We start from the raw sequence: 24,349 nt of genomic DNA on the forward strand, positions 1-24,349 counted from the left end.
TAGTTGAGACGACAAACTAAATTTTAACGTTTTTTATAAAAACGTAAGTGAAGTAACATTCGCTAGCAAACAACAAATGAGCTGTTTCGTAAGAAACAATCAAAACTTTTATTGAGAGTTTGATCCTGGCTCAGGACGAACGCTGGCGGCGTGCCTAATACATGCAAGTCGAACGCTTCTCCGAACCGGTGCTTGCACCAGTTCATATGAGAAGAGTGGCGGACGGGTGAGTAACACGTGGGTAACCTGCCCTTCAGCGGGGGATAACATTTGGAAACAGATGCTAATACCGCATAATTGGTTTCACCGCATGGTGAAACTATGAAAGACGCTTTACGGTGTCACTGAAGGATGGACCCGCGCTGCATTAGTTAGTTGGTGAGGTAATGGCTCACCAAGACCGTGATGCATAGCCGACCTGAGAGGGTGATCGGCCACACTGGGACTGAGACACGGCCCAGACTCCTACGGGAGGCAGCAGTAGGGAATCTTCGGCAATGGACGAAAGTCTGACCGAGCAACGCCGCGTGAGTGAAGAAGGTTTTCGGATCGTAAAACTCTGTTGTTAGAGAAGAACAAGTGGGAGAGTAACTGTTCCCGCCTTGACGGTATCTAACCAGAAAGCCACGGCTAACTACGTGCCAGCAGCCGCGGTAATACGTAGGTGGCAAGCGTTGTCCGGATTTATTGGGCGTAAAGCGAGCGCAGGCGGTTCTTTAAGTCTGATGTGAAAGCCCCCGGCTCAACCGGGGAGGGTCATTGGAAACTGGGGAACTTGAGTGCAGAAGAGGAGAGTGGAATTCCATGTGTAGCGGTGAAATGCGTAGATATATGGAGGAACACCAGTGGCGAAGGCGACTCTCTGGTCTGTAACTGACGCTGAGGCTCGAAAGCGTGGGGAGCAAACAGGATTAGATACCCTGGTAGTCCACGCCGTAAACGATGAGTGCTAAGTGTTGGAGGGTTTCCGCCCTTCAGTGCTGCAGTTAACGCATTAAGCACTCCGCCTGGGGAGTACGACCGCAAGGTTGAAACTCAAAGGAATTGACGGGGGCCCGCACAAGCGGTGGAGCATGTGGTTTAATTCGAAGCAACGCGAAGAACCTTACCAGGTCTTGACATCCTTTGACCACTCTAGAGATAGAGCTTTCCCTTCGGGGACAAAGTGACAGGTGGTGCATGGTTGTCGTCAGCTCGTGTCGTGAGATGTTGGGTTAAGTCCCGCAACGAGCGCAACCCCTATTGTTAGTTGCCATCATTAAGTTGGGCACTCTAGCGAGACTGCCGGTGACAAACCGGAGGAAGGTGGGGATGACGTCAAATCATCATGCCCCTTATGACCTGGGCTACACACGTGCTACAATGGATGGTACAACGAGTCGCAAGGTCGCGAGGCCAAGCTAATCTCTTAAAGCCATTCTCAGTTCGGATTGTAGGCTGCAACTCGCCTACATGAAGCCGGAATCGCTAGTAATCGCGGATCAGAACGCCGCGGTGAATACGTTCCCGGGCCTTGTACACACCGCCCGTCACACCACGAGAGTTTGTAACACCCGAAGTCGGTGAGGTAACCTTTTGGAGCCAGCCGCCTAAGGTGGGATAGATGATTGGGGTGAAGTCGTAACAAGGTAGCCGTATCGGAAGGTGCGGCTGGATCACCTCCTTTCTAAGGAATATAACGGAATCCTACAGGTTCGTTCTTACTTTGCTCAGTTTTGAGAGGTCTACTCTTAAAATTAGGGGCCTTAGCTCAGATGGGAGAGCGCCTGCTTTGCACGCAGGAGGTCAGCGGTTCGATCCCGCTAGGCTCCATTGACAACGTTGGTTGTCAACATTTGCTCATTGAAAACTGGATAGTTAAAGAAATTAATCAAAACAAACCGAGAACACCGCGTTGTGATAGTACTTTAGTGCTATTCATAAGAGTTTTTAAACAAAGTTCAAAACGCTGTTTAAAGGATCAGTGGAGCCTGTATCGCTACAGAGTGGAAACTGAAAGTCTAACATCATTGTTAGCAACATAGGTTAAGTTAATAAGGGCGCACGGTGGATGCCTTGGCACTAGAAGACGATGAAGGACGGGACTAACTCCGATATGCTTTGGGGAGCTGTAAGTAAGCTATGATCCAGAGATTTCCGAATGGGGAAACCCGGCAGCTGTTATAGGCTGTCATCATATACTGAATACATAGGTATATGAGGTGAGACGCAGAGAACTGAAACATCTAAGTACCTGCAGGAAGAGAAAGAAAATTCGATTACCTTAGTAGCGGCGAGCGAAACGGTAAGAGCCCAAACCAAGAAGCTTGCTTCTTGGGGTTGTAGGACTCAAATATGGTAGCTGTAGTTGATAGTCGAATCGACCTGGAAAGGTCAGCCGTAGTGGGTAAAAGCCCCGTAGGCGAAATGGACTGCACACCTATGAGTATCCTGAGTACGGCGGAACACGAGAAATTCCGTCGGAATCCGCGGGGACCATCCCGCAAGGCTAAATACTCTCTAGTGACCGATAGTGAACCAGTACCGTGAGGGAAAGGTGAAAAGCACCCCGGGAGGGGAGTGAAATAGATCCTGAAACCGTGTGCCTACAACAAGTTAAAGCCCGTTAATGGGTGATAGCGTGCCTTTTGTAGAATGAACCGGCGAGTTACGATAGCATGCGAGGTTAAGATGAAGAGTCGGAGCCGTAGCGAAAGCGAGTCTGAATAGGGCGAATGAGTATGTTGTCGTAGACCCGAAACCATGTGATCTACCCATGGCCAGGTTGAAGGTGCGGTAAAACGCACTGGAGGACCGAACCCACGTACGTTGAAAAGTGCGGGGATGAGCTGTGGGTAGCGGAGAAATTCCAATCGAACTTGGAGATAGCTGGTTCTCTCCGAAATAGCTTTAGGGCTAGCCTCGGATTAAGAATTGTGGAGGTAGAGCCACTGTTTGGACTAGGGGCCCATCTCGGGTTACCGAATTCAGATAAACTCCGAATGCCATATATTCATATCCGGGAGTCAGACTGCGAGTGATAAGATCCGTAGTCGAAAGGGAAACAGCCCAGACCACCAGCTAAGGTCCCAAAATATATGTTAAGTGGAAAAGGATGTGGGGTTGCATAAACAACTAGGATGTTGGCTTAGAAGCAGCCACCATTTAAAGAGTGCGTAATAGCTCACTAGTCGAGTGACCCTGCGCCGAAAATGTACCGGGGCTAAACATATTACCGAAGCTGTGGAGTGCACCATTAGGTGCATTGGTAGGAGAGCGTTCTAAGGGCGTTGAAGGTAGATCGTGAGGACTACTGGAGCGCTTAGAAGTGAGAATGCCGGTATGAGTAGCGAAAGACAGGTGAGAATCCTGTCCACCGTATGACTAAGGTTTCCTGGGGAAGGCTCGTCCTCCCAGGGTTAGTCGGGACCTAAGCCGAGGCCGATAGGCGTAGGCGATGGACAACAGGTTGATATTCCTGTACCAGTAATTATTGTTTGACCAATGGAGGGACGCAGTAGGCTAAGAAATCCGTGCGAATGGAAGTGCACGGCCAAGCAATGAGTTTTAGGGTGAGTCAAATGCTTACTCTTTTAAGAACAAGTTGTGATGGGGAGGGAAATTAAGTACCGAAGTTTCCGATGTCACACTGCCAAGAAAAGCTTCTAGTTAGATGATTACTGCCCGTACCGCAAACCGACACAGGTAGTCGAGGCGAGTAGCCTAAGGTGAGCGAGCGAACTCTCGTTAAGGAACTCGGCAAAATGACCCCGTAACTTCGGGAGAAGGGGTGCTGGTCTCCGGACCAGCCGCAGTGAATAGGCCCAAGCGACTGTTTATCAAAAACACAGGTCTCTGCAAAATCGAAAGATGACGTATAGGGGCTGACGCCTGCCCGGTGCTGGAAGGTTAAGAGGATGGGTTAGCTTCGGCGAAGCTCAGAATTGAAGCCCCAGTAAACGGCGGCCGTAACTATAACGGTCCTAAGGTAGCGAAATTCCTTGTCGGGTAAGTTCCGACCCGCACGAAAGGCGTAACGATTTGGGCACTGTCTCAACGAGAGACTCGGTGAAATTTTAGTACCTGTGAAGATGCAGGTTACCCGCGACAGGACGGAAAGACCCCATGGAGCTTTACTGTAGTTTGATATTGAATGTCTGTGACACATGTACAGGATAGGTAGGAGCCTTAGATGCCAGCACGCTAGTGTTGGTTGAGGCGTTGGTGGGATACTACCCTTGTGTTATGGCCATTCTAACCCGCACCACTAATCGTGGTGGGAGACAGTGTCAGATGGGCAGTTTGACTGGGGCGGTCGCCTCCTAAAGAGTAACGGAGGCGCTCAAAGGTTCGCTCAGAATGGTTGGAAATCATTCGTAGAGTGCAAAGGCATAAGCGAGCTTGACTGCGAGACCTACAAGTCGAGCAGGGTCGAAAGACGGACTTAGTGATCCGGTGGTTCCGCATGGAAGGGCCATCGCTCAACGGATAAAAGCTACCCTGGGGATAACAGGCTTATCTCCCCCAAGAGTCCACATCGACGGGGAGGTTTGGCACCTCGATGTCGGCTCGTCGCATCCTGGGGCTGTAGTCGGTCCCAAGGGTTGGGCTGTTCGCCCATTAAAGCGGCACGCGAGCTGGGTTCAGAACGTCGTGAGACAGTTCGGTCCCTATCCGTCGCGGGCGTAGGAAATTTGAGAGGAGCTGTCCTTAGTACGAGAGGACCGGGATGGACACACCGCTGGTGTACCAGTTGTTCTGCCAAGGGCATTGCTGGGTAGCTACGTGTGGACGGGATAAACGCTGAAAGCATCTAAGCGTGAAGCCCCCCTCAAGATGAGATTTCCCATTTCTTCGGAAAGTAAGACCCCTGAGAGACGATCAGGTAGATAGGCTAGAAGTGGAAGTACAGTGATGTATGGAGCGGACTAGTACTAATCGGTCGAGGACTTAACCAAGAATAAAACGTAGGATTCAAGGAATGTTTTGATTAAACTTTACTATCCAGTTTTGAGTGAGCAATTACTCAAAAGAAAATAATACATCACAAGTGTGGTGGCGATAGCAAGAAGGATACACCTGTTCCCATGCCGAACACAGTAGTTAAGCTTCTTAGCGCCGATGGTAGTTGGGGGTTTCCCCCTGTGAGAGTAGGACGTTGCCACGCTTAGTATTATTTTATCCCATGGAGGTTTAGCTCAGCTGGGAGAGCATCTGCCTTACAAGCAGAGGGTCAGCGGTTCGATCCCGTTAACCTCCATATGACTCGTTAGCTCAGTTGGTAGAGCATCTGACTTTTAATCAGAGGGTCACTGGTTCGAGCCCAGTACGGGTCATTAAAGAAATTTGCGGGTGTGGCGGAATTGGCAGACGCACTAGATTTAGGATCTAGCGCCTAACGGCGTGGGGGTTCAAGTCCCTTCACCCGCATTTATCTAGCCGGCTTAGCTCAGTTGGTAGAGCATCTGATTTGTAATCAGAGGGTCGAGGGTTCAACTCCTTTAGCCGGCACCATTAGCGGAAGTAGTTCAGTGGTAGAACATCACCTTGCCAAGGTGGGGGTCGCGGGTTCGAACCCCGTCTTCCGCTTTTTGTTTTGAAAGAAGCAAAAAAGCCAGTAGTTAATTCCAGCCGGGGTGGCGGAACTGGCAGACGCACAGGACTTAAAATCCTGCGGTGAGTAATCACCGTACCGGTTCGATTCCGGTCCTCGGCATTAGTGTTTGATTAAGATCAAATCACTTGTACCCATAGCTCAATTGGATAGAGTACCTGACTACGAATCAGGCGGTTAGAGGTTCGACTCCTCTTGGGTGCATTATAATAATTGCGGGAAGTAGCTCAGCTTGGTAGAGTACTTGGTTTGGGACCAAGGTGTCGCAGGTTCGAATCCTGTCTTCCCGATTATTATCTTCGCGGCGTAGCTCAGCTGGCTAGAGCGTCCGGTTCATACCCGGGAGGTCGGGGGTTCGATCCCCTCTGCCGCGATTAGCAATATCAGAGCTTGGACCTTTAGCTCAGTTGGTTAGAGCAAACGGCTCATAACCGTTCGGTCGTAGGTTCGAGTCCTACAAGGTCCATTTTTTATTTTGGAGGATTACCCAAGTCCGGCTGAAGGGAACGGTCTTGAAAACCGTCAGGTGTGTAAAAGCACGCAAGGGTTCGAATCCCTTATCCTCCTTTTTATAATATCGCGGGATGGAGCAGTTGGCAGCTCGTCGGGCTCATAACCCGAAGGTCGCAGGTTCAAGTCCTGCTCCCGCAATTCTCAAGAGATTGAGATTGGTTTTTGGTTTGGTAGTTCAGCTGGTTAGAATGCCTGCCTGTCACGCAGGAGGTCGCGGGTTCGAGTCCCGTCCAGACCGTTGATTTATTTAGTTGGCTTGATAGCTCAGTTGGTAGAGCACTTGATTGAAGCTCAAGGTGTCGGCAGTTCGATTCTGTCTCAAGCCATTTTTAGCGGGTGTAGTTTAGTGGTAAAACCTTAGCCTTCCAAGCTAATGATGGGAGTTCGATTCTCCTCACCCGCTTTGCTTTTAAAGCAAACCTATATATTATTAGGGCCTATAGCTCAGCTGGTTAGAGCGCACGCCTGATAAGCGTGAGGTCGATGGTTCGAGTCCATTTAGGCCCATTAATATCTTTTTAAATAAGGCCCGTTGGTCAAGCGGTTAAGACACCGCCCTTTCACGGCGGTATCACGGGTTCGATTCCCGTACGGGTCATGTACTACTTTTGGAGGATTACCCAAGTCCGGCTGAAGGGAACGGTCTTGAAAACCGTCAGGTGTGTAAAAGCACGCAAGGGTTCGAATCCCTTATCCTCCTTTTTATAATATCGCGGGATGGAGCAGTTGGCAGCTCGTCGGGCTCATAACCCGAAGGTCGCAGGTTCAAGTCCTGCTCCCGCAATTCTCAAGAGATTGAGATTGGTTTTTGGTTTGGTAGTTCAGCTGGTTAGAATGCCTGCCTGTCACGCAGGAGGTCGCGGGTTCGAGTCCCGTCCAGACCGTTTTATTTTTATTTGCGGGTGTAGTTTAGTGGTAAAACCTTAGCCTTCCAAGCTAATGATGGGAGTTCGATTCTCCTCACCCGCTTTGCTTTTAAAGCAAACCATATGTCATTGGGGCCTATAGCTCAGCTGGTTAGAGCGCACGCCTGATAAGCGTGAGGTCGATGGTTCGAGTCCATTTAGGCCCATTGATTTAAATATGGGGAAGTACTCAAGTGGCTGAAGAGGCGCCCCTGCTAAGGGTGTAGGTCGTTTACGCGGCGCGAGGGTTCAAATCCCTCCTTCTCCGTAGTTATTAATTAAATAGGCCCGTTGGTCAAGCGGTTAAGACACCGCCCTTTCACGGCGGTATCACGGGTTCGATTCCCGTACGGGTCATCTTTAAGAGCGTATGCTCTTTTTTTTTATGTGTTTATGTCTGCGTTTTCATCGTGCTTTTGCTACAAGATTTTGTTATACTGAAACAGGTGCAAGATTCCCGATAGGATTTAGCGATAGCTAAAAATGCCTTGTAACCGAATATATGAAGGGGGAATAGGAAATGAAAGAAAAATTATTATTTACATCAGAATCAGTGTCAGAGGGGCATCCAGATAAGGTTGCAGATCAGATAAGTGATGCGATTTTAGATGCATTGTTGGAACAGGATCCAATGGCTCGTGTAGCTTGTGAAACTTCTGTTACGACTGGTTTAGTTTTAGTCTTTGGAGAAATTACAACGTCTGCTTATGTTGATATCCAAAAAGTAGTTCGTGACACAATCAAAGAAATTGGTTATACGAAAGGGAAGTATGGTTTTGATGGTGACAACTGTGCTGTTATGGTTGCACTAGATGAACAATCTGTTGATATTGCCTTGGGAGTTGACGAGGCATTAGAATCAAGGTCTGAATCAGATCAAAAAGATATCGGTGCTGGAGACCAAGGTTTAATGTTTGGTTATGCTTGCGATGAAACTGAGGAATTAATGCCATTGGCAATTTCTTTAAGCCACAAACTAACAAAAGCGTTAGCTGACATTAGAAAGTCTGGCAAACTAGAGTATTTAGGACCAGATGCCAAATCACAAGTCACAGTTGAGTATACAGAAGATGGCAAACCATTACGTGTTGATACTGTAGTTATTAGTAGTCAGCATGATGAAGATGTTACTCTTGAACAAATTCAAAATGATATAAAGAATAAAGTTATCTTAGATGTGATTCCTTCAGAGCTGCTAGATGAAGAAACAAAATATTTTATTAATCCAACCGGACGATTCGTTATTGGTGGACCTCAAGGAGATTCAGGATTGACAGGTCGTAAAATCATTGTTGACACATATGGTGGATATGCTCGTCACGGTGGAGGTGCATTTTCTGGTAAGGATGCTACAAAGGTTGACCGTTCAGCAAGTTATGCTGCACGTTATATTGCTAAGAATATTGTTGCTGCAGGGTGGGCAAGTAAGTGCGAGGTGCAATTAGCTTATGCAATTGGTGTCGCACAACCAGTTTCAATTTCGATTGAAACATTTGGGACAGAAACAGTAGATAAAGATTTGATTATTAAAGCGGTTCGCAAGAATTTTGATTTACGTCCTGCTGGAATTATAGACATGTTGGATTTACGTAAACCTGTTTATCGTAAAACAGCAGCATATGGACATTTTGGTCGTACAGATGCAGACTTCACTTGGGAAAAGACTGATAAAGTTGATGCCTTAAAAGAGAGTTTAGCAGAGTAATAGAGGCGGCTCTTAATGAAAGTTTTCTTTCATTGAGAGACGTCCCTTTTTATATTGAAAAGTGAGGGTGAAGGAATGGGAGTAAAGAAAAGAGAAACAAATGTTAAAGTAGTGACTTTAACAGTATTTATAGCAATCTTTATGACAGCAATCGAAGCAACGATTGTATCAACAGCTATGCCAACAATTGCTGGTCAGTTAAAAGGCGGAGAAATAATGAGTTGGGTCTTCTCGATTTATTTATTAACAAATGCTATGATGACTCCAATTTACGGAAAATTAGTTGATAGGGTAGGGCGTAAGCCTGTTTTCCTATTTGGAATTGTTGTTTTTATTATTGGTTCATCACTGTGTGGGTTATCAGGAAGCATGTTGCAGTTAATTATTTTTAGAGCGATCCAAGGGATTGGTGCGGGGGCAATTATGCCTGTTGCAATGACAATTATTGCAGATATTTATCCATTAGATAAACGTGCTAAAATTTTAGGTTTAAGTAGTGCTTTTTGGGGAATTGCTAGTGTAGTTGGTCCGCTATGTGGTGGATTTATTGTAGATACCATCGGATGGCATTGGATTTTCTTTGTAAATGTTCCAATTGGCATTTTATTGGTTATTCTAACAATGGTATTTTTGGTAGAACCTAAAAGTGAACATAAAAAACAACCAGTGGATTATGCTGGTTCATTAACATTAATGTTGTTATTGTTAGCTCTTTTATATGGTTTCCAGACATTAAGCGAACCTGGTGGAGCAAGCTTGGCTACTTACTTATGTTTTGCAGCAGTTTTAATTTTTGGTTTGCTCTTTGTAAAAATTGAAAGAAAAGCCACTGATCCAGTTATTTCATTAGACTTATTCGCGAATAAAACATTTATGATTATTAATTTAATTGCTGCCTTAGTGAGTGGGTTCTTAATGGGAGTAGATGTTTATATTCCAATGTGGATGCAAGGAGTTCTTGGTTTGCCGGCTGCTTTAGGTGGAATGGCGTTAGCTCCATTATCTTTCACATGGGTTATCGGATCATTTGTAGCGGGACGACTTCTTGAAAAAACAACGACAAAACGCGCCTTAACCATTGGATTAAGTATTATTATTATTGGTGGGATTGCTTTAGCCAGAGTACCAGTGACCACACCATTTTGGATTTTTTGTATCATTTCTGCCTGGACAGGTATTGGGTTAGGTATTACGATTACCTCAACAACAGTTAAAGCGCAAAGTAGTGTTGATGCTGATAGTATTGGGGTAGCTACGTCCTTTAATACGTTATGTAGAACTCTTGGACAAACGATTATGATTTCTATTTTTGGAGTGGTTTTAAATAATCATTACAATAAAGAAATTGCCGCTCAATCTGCACTAGGTTTAAAACGAGATATGATTGATCAACTTTCTGATCATGAATCATTTAGCCAATTAGCTGCAGATGTAGTAGAACCCTTAAGGAATATTTTGTACACGGGATTACACAATGTTTACTTTGTGGGAATTATTTTGTTAATAGTAGCTTTTATTTTTAACCAATTCCAAAAATCTGAACATTTATTAAAATAAAAAGCAAAGGTCTGCTCTAAGGAGCATTGACCTTTGCTTTTTTTTCGATTGCTAATAAAATAGGCGGCTGGTTTTTTTGATTGATAAATTGATAAGATAAAACATTAAAGTGAGATTGAGGAATCGTTTTTACAAATTCCATTACTTGGTTCTTTTCTTCGGGGCCACCTTGATGACCATAATAAACAACAATAATAATTCTACCTAGTGGTGTTAAGTGTTCCATTAAGGTTTCAATGGCTTGAATTGTTGTTGGTCCTTGCGTAATAATATTTTTATCGGCCTTTGGCAAATAGCCAAGATTGAAGATAGCTGCCTTTATTTTATCTTCCTTAGATATAACTGAAGAAACTGTTTCATGACCTTGTTGATATAGGCTGACTTGCTTATCTAACTGGGTATCTTTTAGTTTCATAAGAGTCGTTTCAATGGCTTGTGCTTGAATGTCGAAACCAATCACAGTCCCATCTGTCCCGACTAATTCAGCTAAGAATAGGGTGTCGAATCCGTTTCCGACAGTTGCATCAACAACAGTATCACCGGGTTTAATAATTTCTTTTAGAAGAGTGTGGCTGTATTTAACGGAGGGAATCAGCATATAGGTTCATCCTTTCGGCAGTTGTTAGACCCTTGACAGGTTTGGCGACGTGCTAACTCATCATCAATAGCATTCAATACTTCCCATTTTTTTAAGCTCCACATGGGTCCGATTAATGTCTCTCGTGGAGCATCGCCTGTTAGGCGGTGGATGACAATTTCTTTAGGAATCATTTCTAACTGATCACAGATGACAGTCACGTAATCATCTTTTTCCATCAACGTCAGATTACCGGAAACATAATCTCTAACCATCTTGGTATTTGTCATTAAGTGCATGAGATGCAGTTTAATTCCTTGAATATCAGAATCTTGAATTGTTCGTTTTAAATTTTCAATCATCATCTGAGTTGTTTCTCCTGGAAGACCGTTAATAAGGTGGGTACACACTCGAATATTATGAGCACGTAAGCTAGCAACACCATCCAAGTAAGTTTGATAATCATGGGCACGGTTAATTGTGTCGCTGGTTTCTTCATATGTCGTTTGAAGACCTAGCTCCACCCATAAATAGAACCGATCATTGAGTTCCTTTAAATACTCAACTACTTCAGGTGGAAGACAGTCTGGTCGAGTGCCGATTGAAATACCAACAACACCAGGTAAAGTTAGAACTTGTTCAAAACGTTCGCGAATTACTTCTACAGGAGCGTGTGTATTCGTAAAGTTTTGAAAATAAACGAGATATTTTGTCACTTCGGGCCATTTCTTATGCATGCGAGCGACTTCTCTTTCAAATTGATCAACAAGAGGTTCAGTTGGTGCTAAAATCATATCTCCTGAACCTGAAACACTACAAAAAGTACATCCCCCTTTGGCAACAGTACCATCACGATTTGGGCAATCGAATCCACCATCAATTGAGACTTTAAAAACTTTTTCGCCGAAATGATTTCTTAGTTCGTGATTCCAAGTGTGGTAACGTTTTTGTTCATTTCCAAAATAACCCAAACCTGTATCCATGTCTTCGCTCCTAATTTTGTTTATTTTTAAACCGCCAAATAAAACGTATTTTTGTGAAAATAGGTAGTGTAGCAATTAACCATGCACTCCCTAATAAATAGCCACCAATAATATCGGTTGGATAGTGAACGTTTAAATATATCCTGCTCCAACCAATCAGCAGGATTAAAATCACGAGAAGAGACTGAATGATTTTTTTAAATGAACTTGCACTCATAATCAACTGAATAACAATAATCAAACTTCCATAAAACAATATGCTTGCCATTGCGTGTCCGCTTGGGAAACTATAATGATCAGCAGGTACTAAATGTTCAGTCAGTGGTCGAGGACGGTGATATAGAAACTTGACTAGATAATTCCCTAAGCCAGAACCGATTGCTGTATTGAAAACAAGCCAAATGGCTTCGCTGTATCGTTTAAAAAGGATTAGTAAGATTGTGATTAGTAGTAGTAAAATTGAAATAGTCGCTACATTACCGAAAAATGTGATGGTTTTAAAAGTTTCCGTTTTAGTCTGTGTAATTGTTTGTTGTAAAAAATGAGCAACAGGTTGATCAAATGCAGTGAGGGTTTCTGGATAAAATTTAACGGTATAACCTAAAACCATGAAAGCAACTAAAATTAATGTGGCAAGTAAGTAAGTATTTGTTTTATTTTTAATCATTGTGTTAACTCCTTTGCATAGAAAAAACCATTTAGTTTAGACTAAATGGTTTTACTATTATATCATGATTTTTTAAGTAGAGTGAGGTTAATCGATATCATGCGCATCGTCTATATCATCGTGATCGTCAAAATCATCATCAAGAAAATCGCGATTATCAAAGAAAATACGGATATTACCAGTTTCGTTGATTAAATCAATTTTATTTTCTCCGTCACCAAACTTCAGGTCTTTGCTGTGTTTACCATCGATAAAAACATCGCCTGCTTTTGATTCGGCGTGAATAATAGTATTTTTAGGTTTATTGACATAGGTTAAGTTTGTTGTGCCATGTAGATTTTTGATTGTCGCTGGGAATGTTTTCCGATTTTGGTACCAATCGATTGATCCGTTGATGGTATCTAAGGTGATAGGTCCTTTAACAGCGTTTAAAGCGATGTCACCACTTTTAGTCGTTACTTTAAAATCAGCAGCAGAATCATCAACCTTTGGATTGCCGCTAGTTGTTGTCATAACAACAGTTTTAGCAGTTGATTCATCAACACTTAGGGCACCTGAGTCGCTAGTTAAATCAATAGAGTCTATAATAGTAGAGTCACTAATTGAAATCAGACCATGGTCTGATTTTCCTTTAACTGAATCAGCGGTAATATCTGAAAGTTCAATGCCACGTGAAGGTGCAACGGCAATAGTTTTAACGTTTAGCCCAAAGACATTCGTAAAGGTATCTTTTATGGTAGTCAATTTCAAATTATCAATTCCTTTTGGAACCAATAATTGGACATCGCTGTAGCCGCGGAAGAAATCAAAGGAAATGCCAGGTAATTTTTCCTGAGTTGATTGGTGTGTAATCGAAAGGGTTAAGTTTTCGTCATCTTCTTTAAATTCCCAGTCAACAGATTCGGTTCCATTAAACTCGTAATTTGTATGGATTAAGTGAAATTGATCATCTTGTGAAGGTCGTACAGTGAAGTTAGTTTGACCATCATATTGAATCGATACATTTTTTAGAGTATCAATAGATGTGACTTTATAGTCTTCATTAATTTCAGTAATAACTTCGTGCTGAACTTTTTTAAATAAAACAGCTGCTCCCACAGATCCAGATGTTAATAAGATTAATCCTAGGCTTAAGAAGACAATATATTTTTTTCTCATTAGCGCTCACCTCGCAATACGTTTAATGTCCAAGCGACATAGTGATATAAAAATTTAAGTGAATAGGTTGTCACTGGTATGGCAACCATTAGTCCTAAGAATCCAAGGCCACACAGTGCGATACTAATAAATAGTTGGAATAGTCCGGCTGCTCCACCGGTTAGAGCTAAAGCAATTAAACCCAGAATTGGGGCGAATAAACAAGTGATGACAAGTATCCATCCTGAGAACAATAAAGCTAGTCCTGCCAAGATTAACCAAATCATTAATAAAGCGTTAAATAGGATGATCCCAGCCACTTGGCAGAAGCGAATGAAGAATGAAGGTTTATTTCCTTCATTATACGCGGCATCATTATAGTTAGCGTCTAATTCTTCCCAGTCATTTGTATTAGTGAAATCAGCAGCAGGGTTAATATTGTGATCTAGTAAAATATCTTTAGCGATATCTCGTGGAGAACCTAGCTCTTTTGAAGCGTAAGGTTCTGTTAATCCATCAGCCAATAAGGCATCAAATTTGTCTTCGTATTCTTTCAAAATAGTTTCTTTATCTATTGGAGAAAGACCGCGTAACTGAATTTTTAATTCGGTTAAAAAATGTTCTTTATTCATTTGCGTACTCCTTATCTGTAGTTAGAAATTAAAATAGTTAAATTCCGTACTTTAAATATAACTGGTAAAAGTTAGCTGGACAATAGGTTAAACAACAAATCAGTCAAAAGTCTTAGAGAGCTCTAGGTAGAGGGAAGGACTAGCTTGCATGGCATAGTTTTCTTTGCTACAATTAGCATTGTAACTGAGATAAGGAGTAGTAAATAAAGAATCACTTTCAGAGAGCGTATGGTGCTGAGAATACGTAGTGAGGAATATTGAACTTACCTTTGAGTTAAGCTTTTTAGCCGGTGCACTCGTTATCGTGTTTATGAGGTAGCTGTATAAGCTATGAATATAGGTGGTACCACGTTAAGTAAATTCTAGCGTCCTATAAAAGTCTATTTGAGGACTTTTATAGGGTGCTTTTTTCATTAAATGAATGGAGGAAGAGTAAATGGCATACGAACATTTAAAGACAGAAAAGAAATGGCAAGAATTTTGGGCGGCGAATAAAACGTTTAAAACAACAGAAGATGCAAATAAGGAATGTTTCTATGCGTTAGACATGTTCCCGTATCCATCAGGACAAGGGCTCCACGTAGGACATCCGGAGGGTTATACAGCAACAGATATTTTGTCACGTATGAAACGTAGCCAAGGTTATAATGTTTTACACCCGATGGGATGGGATGCATTTGGCTTACCTGCTGAACAATATGCTTTAGATACAGGGAACGACCCTGCTATCTTTACTCAGCAAAATATCGAAGTTTTTCGTAAACAAATTGATTCATTAGGTTTCAGTTATGATTGGGAACGTGAAATTAATACGACAGATCCGAGCTACTACAAGTGGACACAATGGATCTTTACTAAATTATTTGAAAAAGGCTTAGCCTATGAAGCGGAAATTCCAGTTAACTGGTGTCCCGCATTAGGTACAGTACTGGCCAATGAAGAAGTTATTGATGGTTTATCTGAACGTGGAGGTCACCCAGTTTATCGCGTACCTATGAAACAGTGGATGTTGAAAATTACAGCATATGCAGATCGTTTGATTGATGACTTGGAAGAAGTAGACTGGCCTGAAAATATCAAAGATATGCAACGTCATTGGATTGGACGTTCGGAAGGGGCTAATGTTACTTTTGAAATTAAAGATACAGATAAGTCTTTCCAAGTCTTCACAACAAGACCAGATACGTTATTTGGCGCTACTTATGCAGTGCTTGCTCCTGAGTTAGAACTGGTTAAAGAAATTACCACACCTGAACAAATGGCTGCTGTTTCAGCTTATATTGATGAAGCATCTAAAAAGTCAGAATTAGCTCGTACAGATCTTGCGAAAGAAAAAACTGGTGTATTTACAGGTGCTTACGCTATTAATCCAGCTAATGGAAAAGAGATGCCAATTTGGATTGCTGATTATGTACTATCTACATACGGTACAGGTGCAATCATGGCAGTGCCTGCTCACGATCCGCGTGATTATGACTTTGCGAAAGAATTTGATTTGCAAATTGTACCTGTTGTTGCCGGTGGTAACGTTGCAGAGGAAGCCTACGAAGGCGACGGCGAACATATTAATTCTGAGTTCTTGAATGGGATGGATAAACCAACAGCGATTTCTGAGATGTTAACATGGCTAGAAACAAAAGGCTGTGGTAAGAAAGAGATTAGTTTCCGCCTACGTGACTGGTTATTCTCACGTCAACGTTATTGGGGAGAACCTATTCCAGTTATTCACTGGGAAGATGGCACAACAACTACTGTACCGGAGTCTGAATTACCATTAGTTCTGCCTGTAACGACAGATATCAAACCAAGTGGAACTGGTGAATCACCATTAGCCAATATTGATGAGTGGGTAAATGTTGTTGATCCAGATACTGGACTTAAAGGACGTCGTGAAACAAATACAATGCCGCAATGGGCAGGTAGTTCATGGTATTACTTAAGATACATTGATCCGAATAATACAGAGATGTTAGCAGATCCTGAAAAACTTAACCAATGGTTACCAGTTGATATGTATATCGGGGGAGCAGAACATGCTGTTCTTCACTTATTGTATGCACGTTTCTGGCATAAGTTCTTATATGATTTAGGTGTAGTGCCGACAAAAGAACCATTCCAAAAATTATATAATCAAGGAATGATCTTAGGAAGTAATAATGAAAAAATGTCTAAATCAAAAGGAAATGTAGTTAATCCGGATGATGTGGTAGCTAAATATGGAGCAGATACATTACGTTTATATGAAATGTTTATGGGTCCATTAGATGCTGCTATTGCTTGGAGTGAGAACGGTCTTGAAGGTAGTCGTAAATTCTTAGATCGCGTGTGGCGTTTAATAGTAACAGATGATAATCAATTAAGAGAGGCTGTTACTGATGGAGAAAATCCAGAATTAGCTAAGGTTTACCACCAAACAGTTAAGAAAGTTACGGAAGATTATGAAAACTTACGCTTTAATACAGCCATTTCACAGTTAATGGTATTCGTAAATGAAGCGAATAAACAAGAAATGTTACCTAAAGAACTTATTTCAGGATTTGTTCAATTATTAGCGCCGATTGCACCGCATATGGGTGAAGAATTATGGGCTATTTTAGGAAATTCAGTAAGTTTAACTTATGCAGAGTGGCCGACGTTTGATGAATCTTTCCTAGTAGAAGATGAAATTGAAATTGTCGTTCAAATCAACGGTAAAGTTCGTGCGAAATTAACGATCCCCCGTGACTTGCCAAAAGAAGAACTTGAAAAAATGGCAATGGCAGATGAACAAGTTTCTGAGCAATTAACTGACAAAACGGTTCGTAAAGTTGTTGCAATTCCGAATAAATTAGTTAATATCGTTGCAAATTAGATAAAAAACAAAAAAATAAAAGAGACTAAATCCTTTGTTTATAAGGTGTTTAGCTCTTTTTTTTGGTTCTAGAAATCAAAAGATTGTTCATAGCTTAACTATTTTCAATTTATTTGGTAAAATAGGAGAAAAGACTTGGAAGAAAGTTGGAACAGAGATAATGGGAATTACCAAAAAGAAAGCAACAGCTACTCATGAGCTAGATGCTAAACAAAAAATGGTTCGCGGATCACTTTGGATGACCGTGGGGAGTGTTGTATCGAGGTTGATGGGTGCTATTTATATTATTCCTTGGTACGCTTGGATGGGCGATCATGCTAAAGTAGCCAATAACTTATTTACAAAAGGCTACAATATTTATGCCTTATTCTTAATGATCGCTACAGCTGGGATCCCCGGAGCGATTGCCAAGCAAATCTCACACTATAATTCTTTAAACGAATATGGGCTGAGTAAAAAACTATTTAAAAAATCAATGGTTGTAATGATGGGGCTAGGAATTGCTTTCGCGGCTATCATGTACTTTGCCGCACCGATTTTAGCAGCAGGAGAAGCTGATTTAATTCCGACTATGAGAGCTTTAAGTTTTGGTTTGTTAATCTTCCCTTGTATGAGTGTTATTAGAGGGTTTTTCCAAGGTTACCATGATATGATGCCATCTGCTATTTCTCAAATGGCGGAACAATTTGCTCGTGTTTTCTACATGTTATTAGCGACATTTATTATTATGAAAGTTGGACAGGGTGATTATGTAGCGGCGGTAACACAATCAACGTTTGCTGCGTTCATCGGTATGATCGCTGCTATGGCAGCGCTGGGGTACTATTATTTCAAAGGTTCTGCTCGCATGAAGATGCTAGAAGAGAATAGTAGCAACCAATTAACAATTTCTACATCAGAGTTATTAAAAAATATGATGATTGAGGCAATGCCGTTCATCATTATTGGGTCAGCGATTACGATTGTTAAGATATTTGACCAATACACATTTGAAAAAGCGATGGGACATTTAACAAATTATACGGGGACACAAATCAAAGAGCTATTTTCTGTCTTTAGTGCAAACCCAGATAAATTGACGATGATTACAATTTCTATTGCTACGTCGTTAGCGGTAACAAGTTTACCTTTGGTAACAGAAGCTTTTACATTGAAAGATAAAAAAGGGGTAGCACGCTTAATTAGTGATAACTTCCAGTTGTTTTTCTTTGTCATGATTCCTGCAACGTTAGGAATGATTATTTTAGCCTATCCATTAAATACACTATTCTATGAGCCGGATACACTAGGTTCTTCTGTCTTGGTTCAAGCATGTTACGTAGGAATTATTTTAGGTTTCTACATGTTGGTTTCTACAACGCTACAAGGGTTGTATGAAAATAAACAAGCGATGCTATTCTTGGCTATTGGTTTTGTTATTAAAGTTGTTTTACAATATCCATTTATTGCGGTGTTCCATGTTTATGGTCCGCTATTATCGACAGCTATTTGTTTCTTAGTTGCTTCATACTTAACAACGGCACATATTCAACGCATGACAGATTTTGATATTGTTCTGACAATGAAGCGTACGTTATTAATTTTAGGATTAAGCTTAATTATGACGTTGGTAGCCTTTTTAACAAGAAGCTTACTATACATTTTCTTATCACCAGATAGTAAAATTCAATCGTTAATTATTGTCTTGATTGTTGGATTAGTAGGTATGGTGGTTTATGGCTATATGGCTTTAAAGTTAAAATTAGCAGATCGTTTATTAGGTGATAAAGTTGCTGGATTACGCCGTAAGCTAAAAATTAAAGCGTTATAGATTAGTTAGAGAACATGCTATATAGTAGCTGTTCTCTTTCTTTTTGGAGGAGAAAGATGAGACTGGATAAATTCTTAAGTCATACAGGTTTTGGAAGTCGTAAAGAAGTAAAACCACTTCTGAAAAAAAGCGTGATAGTGGTTAACGGAAATGTTGTGAAAGATGGTAAATTTAATATTAATGAAGCTTCAGATGTCATAATGGTTAATGGCGAGATTGTAAAATATCAGAAATATTTTTATTATCTATTAAACAAACCAAAAGGAGTCATTTCTGCAACGGAGGACCGAAACCATAAAACAGTTTTAGATTTGTTAGATGCAGAAGATTTTCGCGCAGATTTATTTCCGGTTGGCAGGCTAGATAAAGATACAACTGGATTATTGTTAATTACTAATGATGGCGAGTTGAGTCATAATTTATTGTCACCTAAAAAACATGTTTCAAAAACATACCGAGCGACCATCTCAGGTATTGTTACAGAAGACGATGTTTTAACTTTTAAAAAAGGGGTCGTTATTTCTGGAGATGAATTATGTAAGCCAGCAAGTTTGAAAATTATTAATATTAATGAAGAAAAATCCGAGTCGACTATTGAAGTGACAATATCAGAAGGTAAGTATCATCAAGTGAAAAGGATGTTTGCTGCGGTTGGAAAAAGAGTGGTGGCACTGCATCGACTTTCGATGGGGGAAATGATTTTGCCGAGAGATTTAGATGAAGGACACTATATAGAATTAACAGAGAAGGAATTTGTTTTTTAAGCCATACATTTCGTATGGCTTTTATACTTGCGAGGTATAAAATGATAAAATAATGATGATTTTTGAAAAATAAAAGGATTTCAATCTAATCTTCATAAGATAGGGGACATCTTCAAAACGTTGTTTTACCAACATTTGTGTCTGATCGATAATAAAAAGATTGCATTTAAATGAGGTATAAATTAAAATACAGAAAGAACGCTAAGCAAAAATAATTTTACTATAGCTTTTGTGTTCGGTAAGCTCTACAATAAGGATACACCTGATATGAAAGCGTTATCAAAATGCGTTCTTTCAGGAAAAGAAGCAAATTAAAAGGAGGATTTACATGTCAAAAGTTGTTCAAAGTAAAAAGTTATCAATGATGGCACTTATCATGATGATTTTTACATCAGTATTTGGTTTTACTAACGTAACAAGAGCATTCTACTTAATGGGGTATGCCTCAATTTTCTGGTACGTGCTTGCAGCTGCAACATTCTTCATCCCTTATGCTTTCATGATGGCTGAATTTGGTGCCGCGTTTAAAGAAGAAAAAGGTGGGATTTTCGCTTGGATGTCAAAATCTGTTGGTGAAAAATATGCCTTTGTCGGAACATTCATGTGGTATGCTTCATACGTAATTTGGATGGTAAACGTTGGTATTGGTATTTGGATTCCGTTATCAAGTTTAATCTTCGGTGAAGATAAAACACAATCTTGGAGTTTATTCGGATTAAACGGCGTTCAAACGTTAGGTATTTTAGCTATTATTTGGATTATCTTATTAACATTTATTGCTTCAAAAGGTTTAGATAAAATTTCTAAATTCACATCGTTAGCAGGTACTGCAGTACTATTAATTAACGTAGTAGTATTAACTTGTGGATTGATTATTCTTTTTGCTAATGGTCACATGGCTGAGCCAGTATCATTTAGCGCATTCTTTACATCTCCAAACCCAGATTATAAATCTATGATTCAAATTTTAAGTTTCTTAGTATTCGCAATCTTTGCTTACGGTGGTATTGAAGCCGTTGGTGGATTAGTAAATGAAACTGAAAATCCAGAGAAAAACTTCCCTAAAGGGTTAACTATGGCTGCGATTGTTATTTCAATCGGTTATGCAGTAGGTATCTTCATTACAGGTGCATTCATTAACTGGGAAACTTTCGTAGATGGTGCTGCCGCTGCTGGCAAGCAAATCACGTTAGGTAACGTAGCATATGAAATGTTAAATACAATGGGTGTTGAATTAGGTAAAGCGTTAAGCTTATCTGAATCTGCTCAAATCAGTTTAGGTCACTTCACTACTCGTTACATGGGACTTTCAATGTTTATGGCCCTTTCAGGAGCGTTCTTCACATTGATCTTCTCTCCATTAAAACAATTAATTGAAGGTACGCCAAAAGAAATCTGGCCTGCTAAATTCTCTAAAATTGAGAATGGTATGCCTGTAAATGCTATGAAAGTTCAAGCAGTTATTGTTATTGCGATTATCGCTCTAGTATCATTCGGTGGCGATTCAGCAAAAGCATTCTTCGAAATTTTAACAGGTATGACTAACGTTGCAATGACATTACCATACATGTTCTTAGCTTTCGCATTCTTGAAATTCAAACAAAATAAAGATATTGAAAAACCTTACTTAGCTTATAAAAAACCTGCTGTTACAACTATTGCAGTAGCACTAGTATTGTTCATGGTTGGTTTCGCTAACTTATTCAATATCATTCAACCAACAATCGATGGAAACCCAATGCAAACAATCTGGCAAATTGCTGGACCAATTTTCTTCACGATCGTAGCTTTAGTTTTATATGGTCGTTATGAAAAAAATCACAAAAACAAAGCTTAATTAGTCAATAATAGAAGGGAATCGTGATGTAGATGTCAACGTTTGATGAAAATTTAAAAAAATATGCAGAACTAATTGTTGAAAATGGTGTTAACGTAATGGAGCATCACACTGTTGTTTTACAAATTTCAGTTAATCAAGCTCAATTAGCTCGTTTAATTGTTGAAGCAGCTTATGCAAAGGGTGCTGATCAAGTAATTGTAAAATGGAATGATGATGAAATCTTGCGTGAAACTGTTAAAAACACACCGAAAGATGTGTTAGCAAAGGTTCCTGCTTATGTGGTTGATGAAACTCATGACTGGTTAGACAAAGGTGCCAGCCGTATTAGTGTCATTTCTGCTAACCCAGATGCTCTTGGTGGTCTAGATCCTGAACATGTTGCTGCTTACCAAAGTTACGATGCAGGTGCATTAGCTGACTTGCGTAAAGCTAGCCAAGCTAACAAAATTAGCTGGACAGTCGTTGCAGCATCAGAAGGCCCTTGGGCCGCTAAAGTATTCCCAGAATTAGCGACAGAAGAAGAACAAGTTGCCGCACTTTGGGACCAAATCTTCAAAACAACACGTGTTTATGCAGATGATCCAGTAGTTGCTTGGAAAGAGCACAAAGAAACATTAGGAACAAAAGCTGACATGTTGAATAAAGAACAATTTGATGCCTTACATTACACTGCTCCAGGAACTGACTTAACAATTGGTTTACCAAAAGGTCACATCTGGGTAAGTGCTGGTAGTGAAAATGCACGTGGTGAAATTTTCACAGCGAACATGCCAACTGAAGAAGTCTTTACAGCTCCAGATTGTCGTCGTGCTGATGGATATGTATCAAGTACTAAACCATTAAGCTATGGTGGTAACATCATTGAAGGCATGAAATGGACATTTAAAGATGGTGAAGTTGTAGATGTAACTGCTGAAAAAGGCGAAGAAGTAATCAAATCATTAGTTGCTTCTGATGCTGGTTCAAAACGTTTGGGTGAGGTTGCTTTAGTAAGTGATCCTTCTCCAATTTCACAATCAGGTATCGTATTCTTTAACACATTATTTGATGAAAATGCATCAAATCACTTAGCAGTTGGGGCAGCATATGCTCACAACTTACAAGGTGGTACAACAATGTCAGAAGACGAATTAATTGCTAACGGGATTAACCGTAGTCAAAAACACGTTGACTTCATGATCGGTTCAGCTGAAATGAACGTTGATGGTATTCGTGAAGATGGGACAGTTGTGCCAATCTTCCGTAATGGTGATTGGGCTTAATCGTTAAAATTGAAACAACCTCTCTGTGACTGAAAAGTCTAAAGAGGTTGTTTTTTTATAAGCTATTCTGTAATTCTAGTAGTATAATAGAAGTATAAATAGGAAATGGAGTGACTGTTATGACAATTGATTGGCGTAAAGAAGTAGAGTCTAGAAAAGAAGATTTATTTAAAGATTTATTTGATTTGTTAAGCGTACCTAGTGTTCGTGAAGATGATAAAGCAACGACTGATGCTCCAGTTGGTCCTGGTCCCAAAGCTGCCTTACTTAAGTTTTTGGAAATTGGAGAACGAGATGGTTTTGAAAGTAAAAACATTGAAAATATAGCTGGTCATTTAGAGTATGGTCAAGGTAATGAGTTGATGGGGATTTTTGGTCACGTGGATGTGGTTCCGGTGGGAACTGGTTGGGAAACGGATCCATTTAAACCAGAAATTCGTGATGGTAAAATCTATGCACGTGGTGCAAGTGATGATAAAGGCCCTTCAATGGGTGCTTATTATGCGCTGAAAATAATTAAAGAATTAGGGTTGCCTATTTCTAAACGCGTACGCTTCATTATTGGTACAGATGAAGAAAGTGGTTGGAAGTGTATGACTCGCTATATGGAAGTAGAAGAAAAGCCTGATTTTGGTTTTGCACCGGATGCTGAGTTCCCAATCATTAATGGTGAAAAAGGGAATACATCTATTAATCTGAAGTTTTCTGGAACAAATGGCGGGGATTACCATTTGGAAAGTTTTAATTCGGGTTTCCGTGTTAATATGGTGCCAGAATCAGCGACAGCGGTTATTAGGTTTGCTGAAGATGTGGAGGCTGCAGAACTTGAAGCACAGTTTGCGGTATTTGCAGAAGCGAATCCAATTACTGGGTCTGTTGAAATTGATGGTAGAACAGCTACCGTCATTGTTAAAGGTAAATCTGCCCACGGTGCTAGTCCGGCATCAGGTATTAATGGCGGAACATATTTAGCAGCGTTCTTGGACCAGTTTGATTTTGGAGAGGGAGCTAAAGCATATTTAACAGCTATTACAACTTTAATTCATGAAGATACAACAGGGGCTAACTTAGGAATTAAGCATGTTGATGATATTATGGGAGAAACAACAGCTAATGCTGGTTTGTTTGAGTTTAAGGCTGGTAAAAAAGTTAATACCGTGACGGTTAATATTCGTTATCCGAAAGGAACATCAGCTGCAACGATGGCGGCAGCGATAAGTGGCTTAGTTGAACCGTTAAATGGTTCGACAGAAATTATTTCTGAGCGTCAACCTCATTATGTTTCAGAAGATGATGAAATGGTTAAGACATTACTAGCTGTATATGAAGAGCACACTGGATTAAAAGGCCACGGCCAAGTTATTGGTGGTGGAACGTTTGGTCAACTATTAGAACGAGGAGTTGCTTATGGAGCAATGTTCCCTAATAGTGTGGATACAATGCATCAAGCTAACGAATTTATGTCAGTTGATGATTTGATCAATGCGACAGTTATCTATGCAGATGCCATCTATCGTTTAATCAAATAAAAAAGACACCCATGGGGTGTCTTT

13 protein-coding genes, 25 tRNA genes, 3 rRNA genes, 1 riboswitch and 1 other annotated feature are annotated in these 24,349 nt (G+C 40.7%); of the genes, 36 read left to right on the top strand and 5 right to left on the bottom strand.

The genetic code is table 11. From position 1 onward, the window contains the following. Nucleotides 1-107 precede the first annotated feature (107 nt). The 30 genes from G7081_RS02590 (at nt 108) to G7081_RS02735 (ending at nt 10,273) form a co-directional block, all read left to right on the top strand. Nucleotides 108-1,666: ribosomal RNA gene (locus tag G7081_RS02590) — 16S ribosomal RNA — on the top strand. Nucleotides 1,667-1,739: 73 nt separating this feature from the next. Further along, nucleotides 1,740-1,812, top strand: a tRNA-Ala gene (locus G7081_RS02595). 211 nt (nt 1,813-2,023) lie between these two features. Further along, nucleotides 2,024-4,937, top strand: a 23S ribosomal RNA gene (locus G7081_RS02600). Nucleotides 4,938-5,030: 93 nt separating this feature from the next. After that, nucleotides 5,031-5,146: ribosomal RNA gene (gene rrf / locus G7081_RS02605) — 5S ribosomal RNA — on the top strand. Together the 16S, 23S and 5S rRNA genes with 25 tRNA genes alongside form the textbook arrangement of a ribosomal RNA operon. 20 nt (nt 5,147-5,166) lie before the next feature. After that, nucleotides 5,167-5,239 (top strand) — tRNA-Val (locus G7081_RS02610). Between the two features lie 3 nt (nt 5,240-5,242). Continuing rightward, nucleotides 5,243-5,315 (top strand) — tRNA-Lys (locus G7081_RS02615). A gap of 12 nt (nt 5,316-5,327) precedes the next feature. After that, a tRNA-Leu gene (locus G7081_RS02620) sits at nt 5,328-5,409 on the top strand. 8 nt (nt 5,410-5,417) lie between these two features. Then, a tRNA-Thr gene (locus G7081_RS02625) sits at nt 5,418-5,493 on the top strand. 3 nt (nt 5,494-5,496) lie between these two features. Then, nucleotides 5,497-5,568: transfer RNA gene (locus G7081_RS02630), tRNA-Gly, on the top strand. 41 nt (nt 5,569-5,609) lie between these two features. Next, nucleotides 5,610-5,695 (top strand) — tRNA-Leu (locus tag G7081_RS02635). A gap of 28 nt (nt 5,696-5,723) precedes the next feature. Further along, nucleotides 5,724-5,797, top strand: a tRNA-Arg gene (locus G7081_RS02640). A 12-nt stretch (nt 5,798-5,809) separates the two neighbouring features. After that, a tRNA-Pro gene (locus G7081_RS02645) sits at nt 5,810-5,883 on the top strand. A 10-nt stretch (nt 5,884-5,893) separates the two neighbouring features. Then, nucleotides 5,894-5,967: transfer RNA gene (locus G7081_RS02650), tRNA-Met, on the top strand. An 18-nt stretch (nt 5,968-5,985) separates the two neighbouring features. After that, nucleotides 5,986-6,059: transfer RNA gene (locus tag G7081_RS02655), tRNA-Ile, on the top strand. 11 nt (nt 6,060-6,070) lie between these two features. Beyond that, nucleotides 6,071-6,160: transfer RNA gene (locus G7081_RS02660), tRNA-Ser, on the top strand. An 11-nt stretch (nt 6,161-6,171) separates the two neighbouring features. Further along, nucleotides 6,172-6,244: transfer RNA gene (locus G7081_RS02665), tRNA-Met, on the top strand. Between the two features lie 26 nt (nt 6,245-6,270). Beyond that, a tRNA-Asp gene (locus G7081_RS02670) sits at nt 6,271-6,344 on the top strand. A gap of 15 nt (nt 6,345-6,359) precedes the next feature. Then, nucleotides 6,360-6,432, top strand: a tRNA-Phe gene (locus G7081_RS02675). A 6-nt stretch (nt 6,433-6,438) separates the two neighbouring features. Beyond that, nucleotides 6,439-6,509 (top strand) — tRNA-Gly (locus G7081_RS02680). Nucleotides 6,510-6,539: 30 nt separating this feature from the next. Further along, nucleotides 6,540-6,613, top strand: a tRNA-Ile gene (locus G7081_RS02685). 19 nt (nt 6,614-6,632) lie between these two features. After that, nucleotides 6,633-6,704: transfer RNA gene (locus G7081_RS02690), tRNA-Glu, on the top strand. Nucleotides 6,705-6,716: 12 nt separating this feature from the next. After that, nucleotides 6,717-6,806 (top strand) — tRNA-Ser (locus tag G7081_RS02695). Nucleotides 6,807-6,817: 11 nt separating this feature from the next. After that, nucleotides 6,818-6,890 (top strand) — tRNA-Met (locus G7081_RS02700). Nucleotides 6,891-6,916: 26 nt separating this feature from the next. After that, nucleotides 6,917-6,990 (top strand) — tRNA-Asp (locus G7081_RS02705). 14 nt (nt 6,991-7,004) lie between these two features. Next, nucleotides 7,005-7,075 (top strand) — tRNA-Gly (locus tag G7081_RS02710). A 29-nt stretch (nt 7,076-7,104) separates the two neighbouring features. Then, nucleotides 7,105-7,178 (top strand) — tRNA-Ile (locus G7081_RS02715). A gap of 13 nt (nt 7,179-7,191) precedes the next feature. Continuing rightward, nucleotides 7,192-7,279, top strand: a tRNA-Ser gene (locus tag G7081_RS02720). A 17-nt stretch (nt 7,280-7,296) separates the two neighbouring features. Further along, nucleotides 7,297-7,368 (top strand) — tRNA-Glu (locus tag G7081_RS02725). An 84-nt stretch (nt 7,369-7,452) separates the two neighbouring features. After that, nucleotides 7,453-7,534, top strand: a riboswitch (SMK box riboswitch). Then, nucleotides 7,532-8,716: a methionine adenosyltransferase gene (gene metK, locus G7081_RS02730; protein WP_166007165.1), complete on the top strand. Its 1,185-nt coding sequence runs from the start codon at nt 7,532-7,534 to the stop codon at nt 8,714-8,716. (Overlaps the previous riboswitch by 3 nt.) Before the next feature lie 75 nt (nt 8,717-8,791). Next, nucleotides 8,792-10,273 carry an MDR family MFS transporter gene (locus G7081_RS02735; RefSeq protein ID WP_166007167.1) on the top strand — a complete coding sequence of 494 codons (1,482 nt, stop codon included), beginning with the start codon at nt 8,792-8,794 and terminating at the stop codon, nt 10,271-10,273. Between the two features lie 16 nt (nt 10,274-10,289). On the opposite strand, the gene mnmM is transcribed toward G7081_RS02735, so the two are convergent. The 5 genes from mnmM to G7081_RS02760 all read right to left on the bottom strand — a co-directional run bounded on the left by mnmM (nt 10,290) and on the right by G7081_RS02760 (nt 14,269). Continuing rightward, the gene (gene mnmM, locus G7081_RS02740; protein ID WP_166007169.1) at nt 10,290-10,871 is read right to left on the bottom strand and encodes a tRNA 5-(aminomethyl)-2-thiouridylate-methyltransferase MnmM; all 582 of its coding nucleotides are present in this window, start codon (nt 10,869-10,871) and stop codon (nt 10,290-10,292) included. Further along, complete coding sequence (gene mnmL, locus G7081_RS02745; RefSeq protein WP_166007172.1) at nt 10,865-11,833, bottom strand: tRNA modification radical SAM protein MnmL/YtqA; 969 nt, start codon at nt 11,831-11,833, stop codon at nt 10,865-10,867. The genes mnmM and mnmL overlap by 7 nt, the downstream gene beginning before the upstream one ends. Before the next feature lie 10 nt (nt 11,834-11,843). Further along, entirely contained in the window at nt 11,844-12,500 is a 657-nt protein-coding gene (locus G7081_RS02750) for a phosphatase PAP2 family protein (protein ID WP_166007174.1), read from the bottom strand. Nucleotides 12,501-12,587: 87 nt separating this feature from the next. Continuing rightward, the gene (locus G7081_RS02755; protein WP_166007176.1) at nt 12,588-13,658 is read right to left on the bottom strand and encodes a DUF4097 family beta strand repeat-containing protein; all 1,071 of its coding nucleotides are present in this window, start codon (nt 13,656-13,658) and stop codon (nt 12,588-12,590) included. Further along, on the bottom strand, nt 13,658-14,269 hold the full coding sequence (locus tag G7081_RS02760) for a DUF1700 domain-containing protein (protein ID WP_166007178.1): 612 nt from the start codon (nt 14,267-14,269) through the stop codon (nt 13,658-13,660). The genes G7081_RS02755 and G7081_RS02760 overlap by 1 nt, the downstream gene beginning before the upstream one ends. Nucleotides 14,270-14,446: 177 nt before the next feature. Continuing rightward, nucleotides 14,447-14,645 (top strand) — a binding site (T-box leader). A 60-nt stretch (nt 14,646-14,705) separates the two neighbouring features. Between G7081_RS02760 and leuS the strand changes: the two genes are divergently transcribed. The 6 genes from leuS to pepV all read left to right on the top strand — a co-directional run bounded on the left by leuS (nt 14,706) and on the right by pepV (nt 24,325). Beyond that, entirely contained in the window at nt 14,706-17,120 is a 2,415-nt protein-coding gene (leuS, locus tag G7081_RS02765) for a leucine--tRNA ligase (protein WP_166007180.1), read from the top strand. 166 nt (nt 17,121-17,286) lie between these two features. After that, the gene (locus G7081_RS02770; RefSeq protein ID WP_420824508.1) at nt 17,287-18,930 is read left to right on the top strand and encodes a putative polysaccharide biosynthesis protein; all 1,644 of its coding nucleotides are present in this window, start codon (nt 17,287-17,289) and stop codon (nt 18,928-18,930) included. Nucleotides 18,931-18,986: 56 nt separating this feature from the next. Then, nucleotides 18,987-19,694 (top strand): pseudouridine synthase, encoded by a 708-nt coding sequence (locus G7081_RS02775; RefSeq protein WP_166007184.1) that lies wholly within the window; start codon nt 18,987-18,989, stop codon nt 19,692-19,694. A gap of 328 nt (nt 19,695-20,022) precedes the next feature. Next, on the top strand, nt 20,023-21,531 hold the full coding sequence (yjeM, locus tag G7081_RS02780) for a glutamate/gamma-aminobutyrate family transporter YjeM (RefSeq protein WP_166007186.1): 1,509 nt from the start codon (nt 20,023-20,025) through the stop codon (nt 21,529-21,531). 32 nt (nt 21,532-21,563) lie between these two features. Continuing rightward, on the top strand, nt 21,564-22,796 hold the full coding sequence (locus G7081_RS02785; RefSeq protein ID WP_166007188.1) for an aminopeptidase: 1,233 nt from the start codon (nt 21,564-21,566) through the stop codon (nt 22,794-22,796). Nucleotides 22,797-22,915: 119 nt separating this feature from the next. Beyond that, the gene (gene pepV / locus G7081_RS02790; RefSeq protein ID WP_166007190.1) at nt 22,916-24,325 is read left to right on the top strand and encodes a dipeptidase PepV; all 1,410 of its coding nucleotides are present in this window, start codon (nt 22,916-22,918) and stop codon (nt 24,323-24,325) included. Nucleotides 24,326-24,349: the final 24 nt, after the last annotated feature.

This window comes from Vagococcus coleopterorum (genome assembly GCF_011303955.1).
GTDB lineage: Bacteria > Bacillota > Bacilli > Lactobacillales > Vagococcaceae > Vagococcus_D > Vagococcus_D coleopterorum.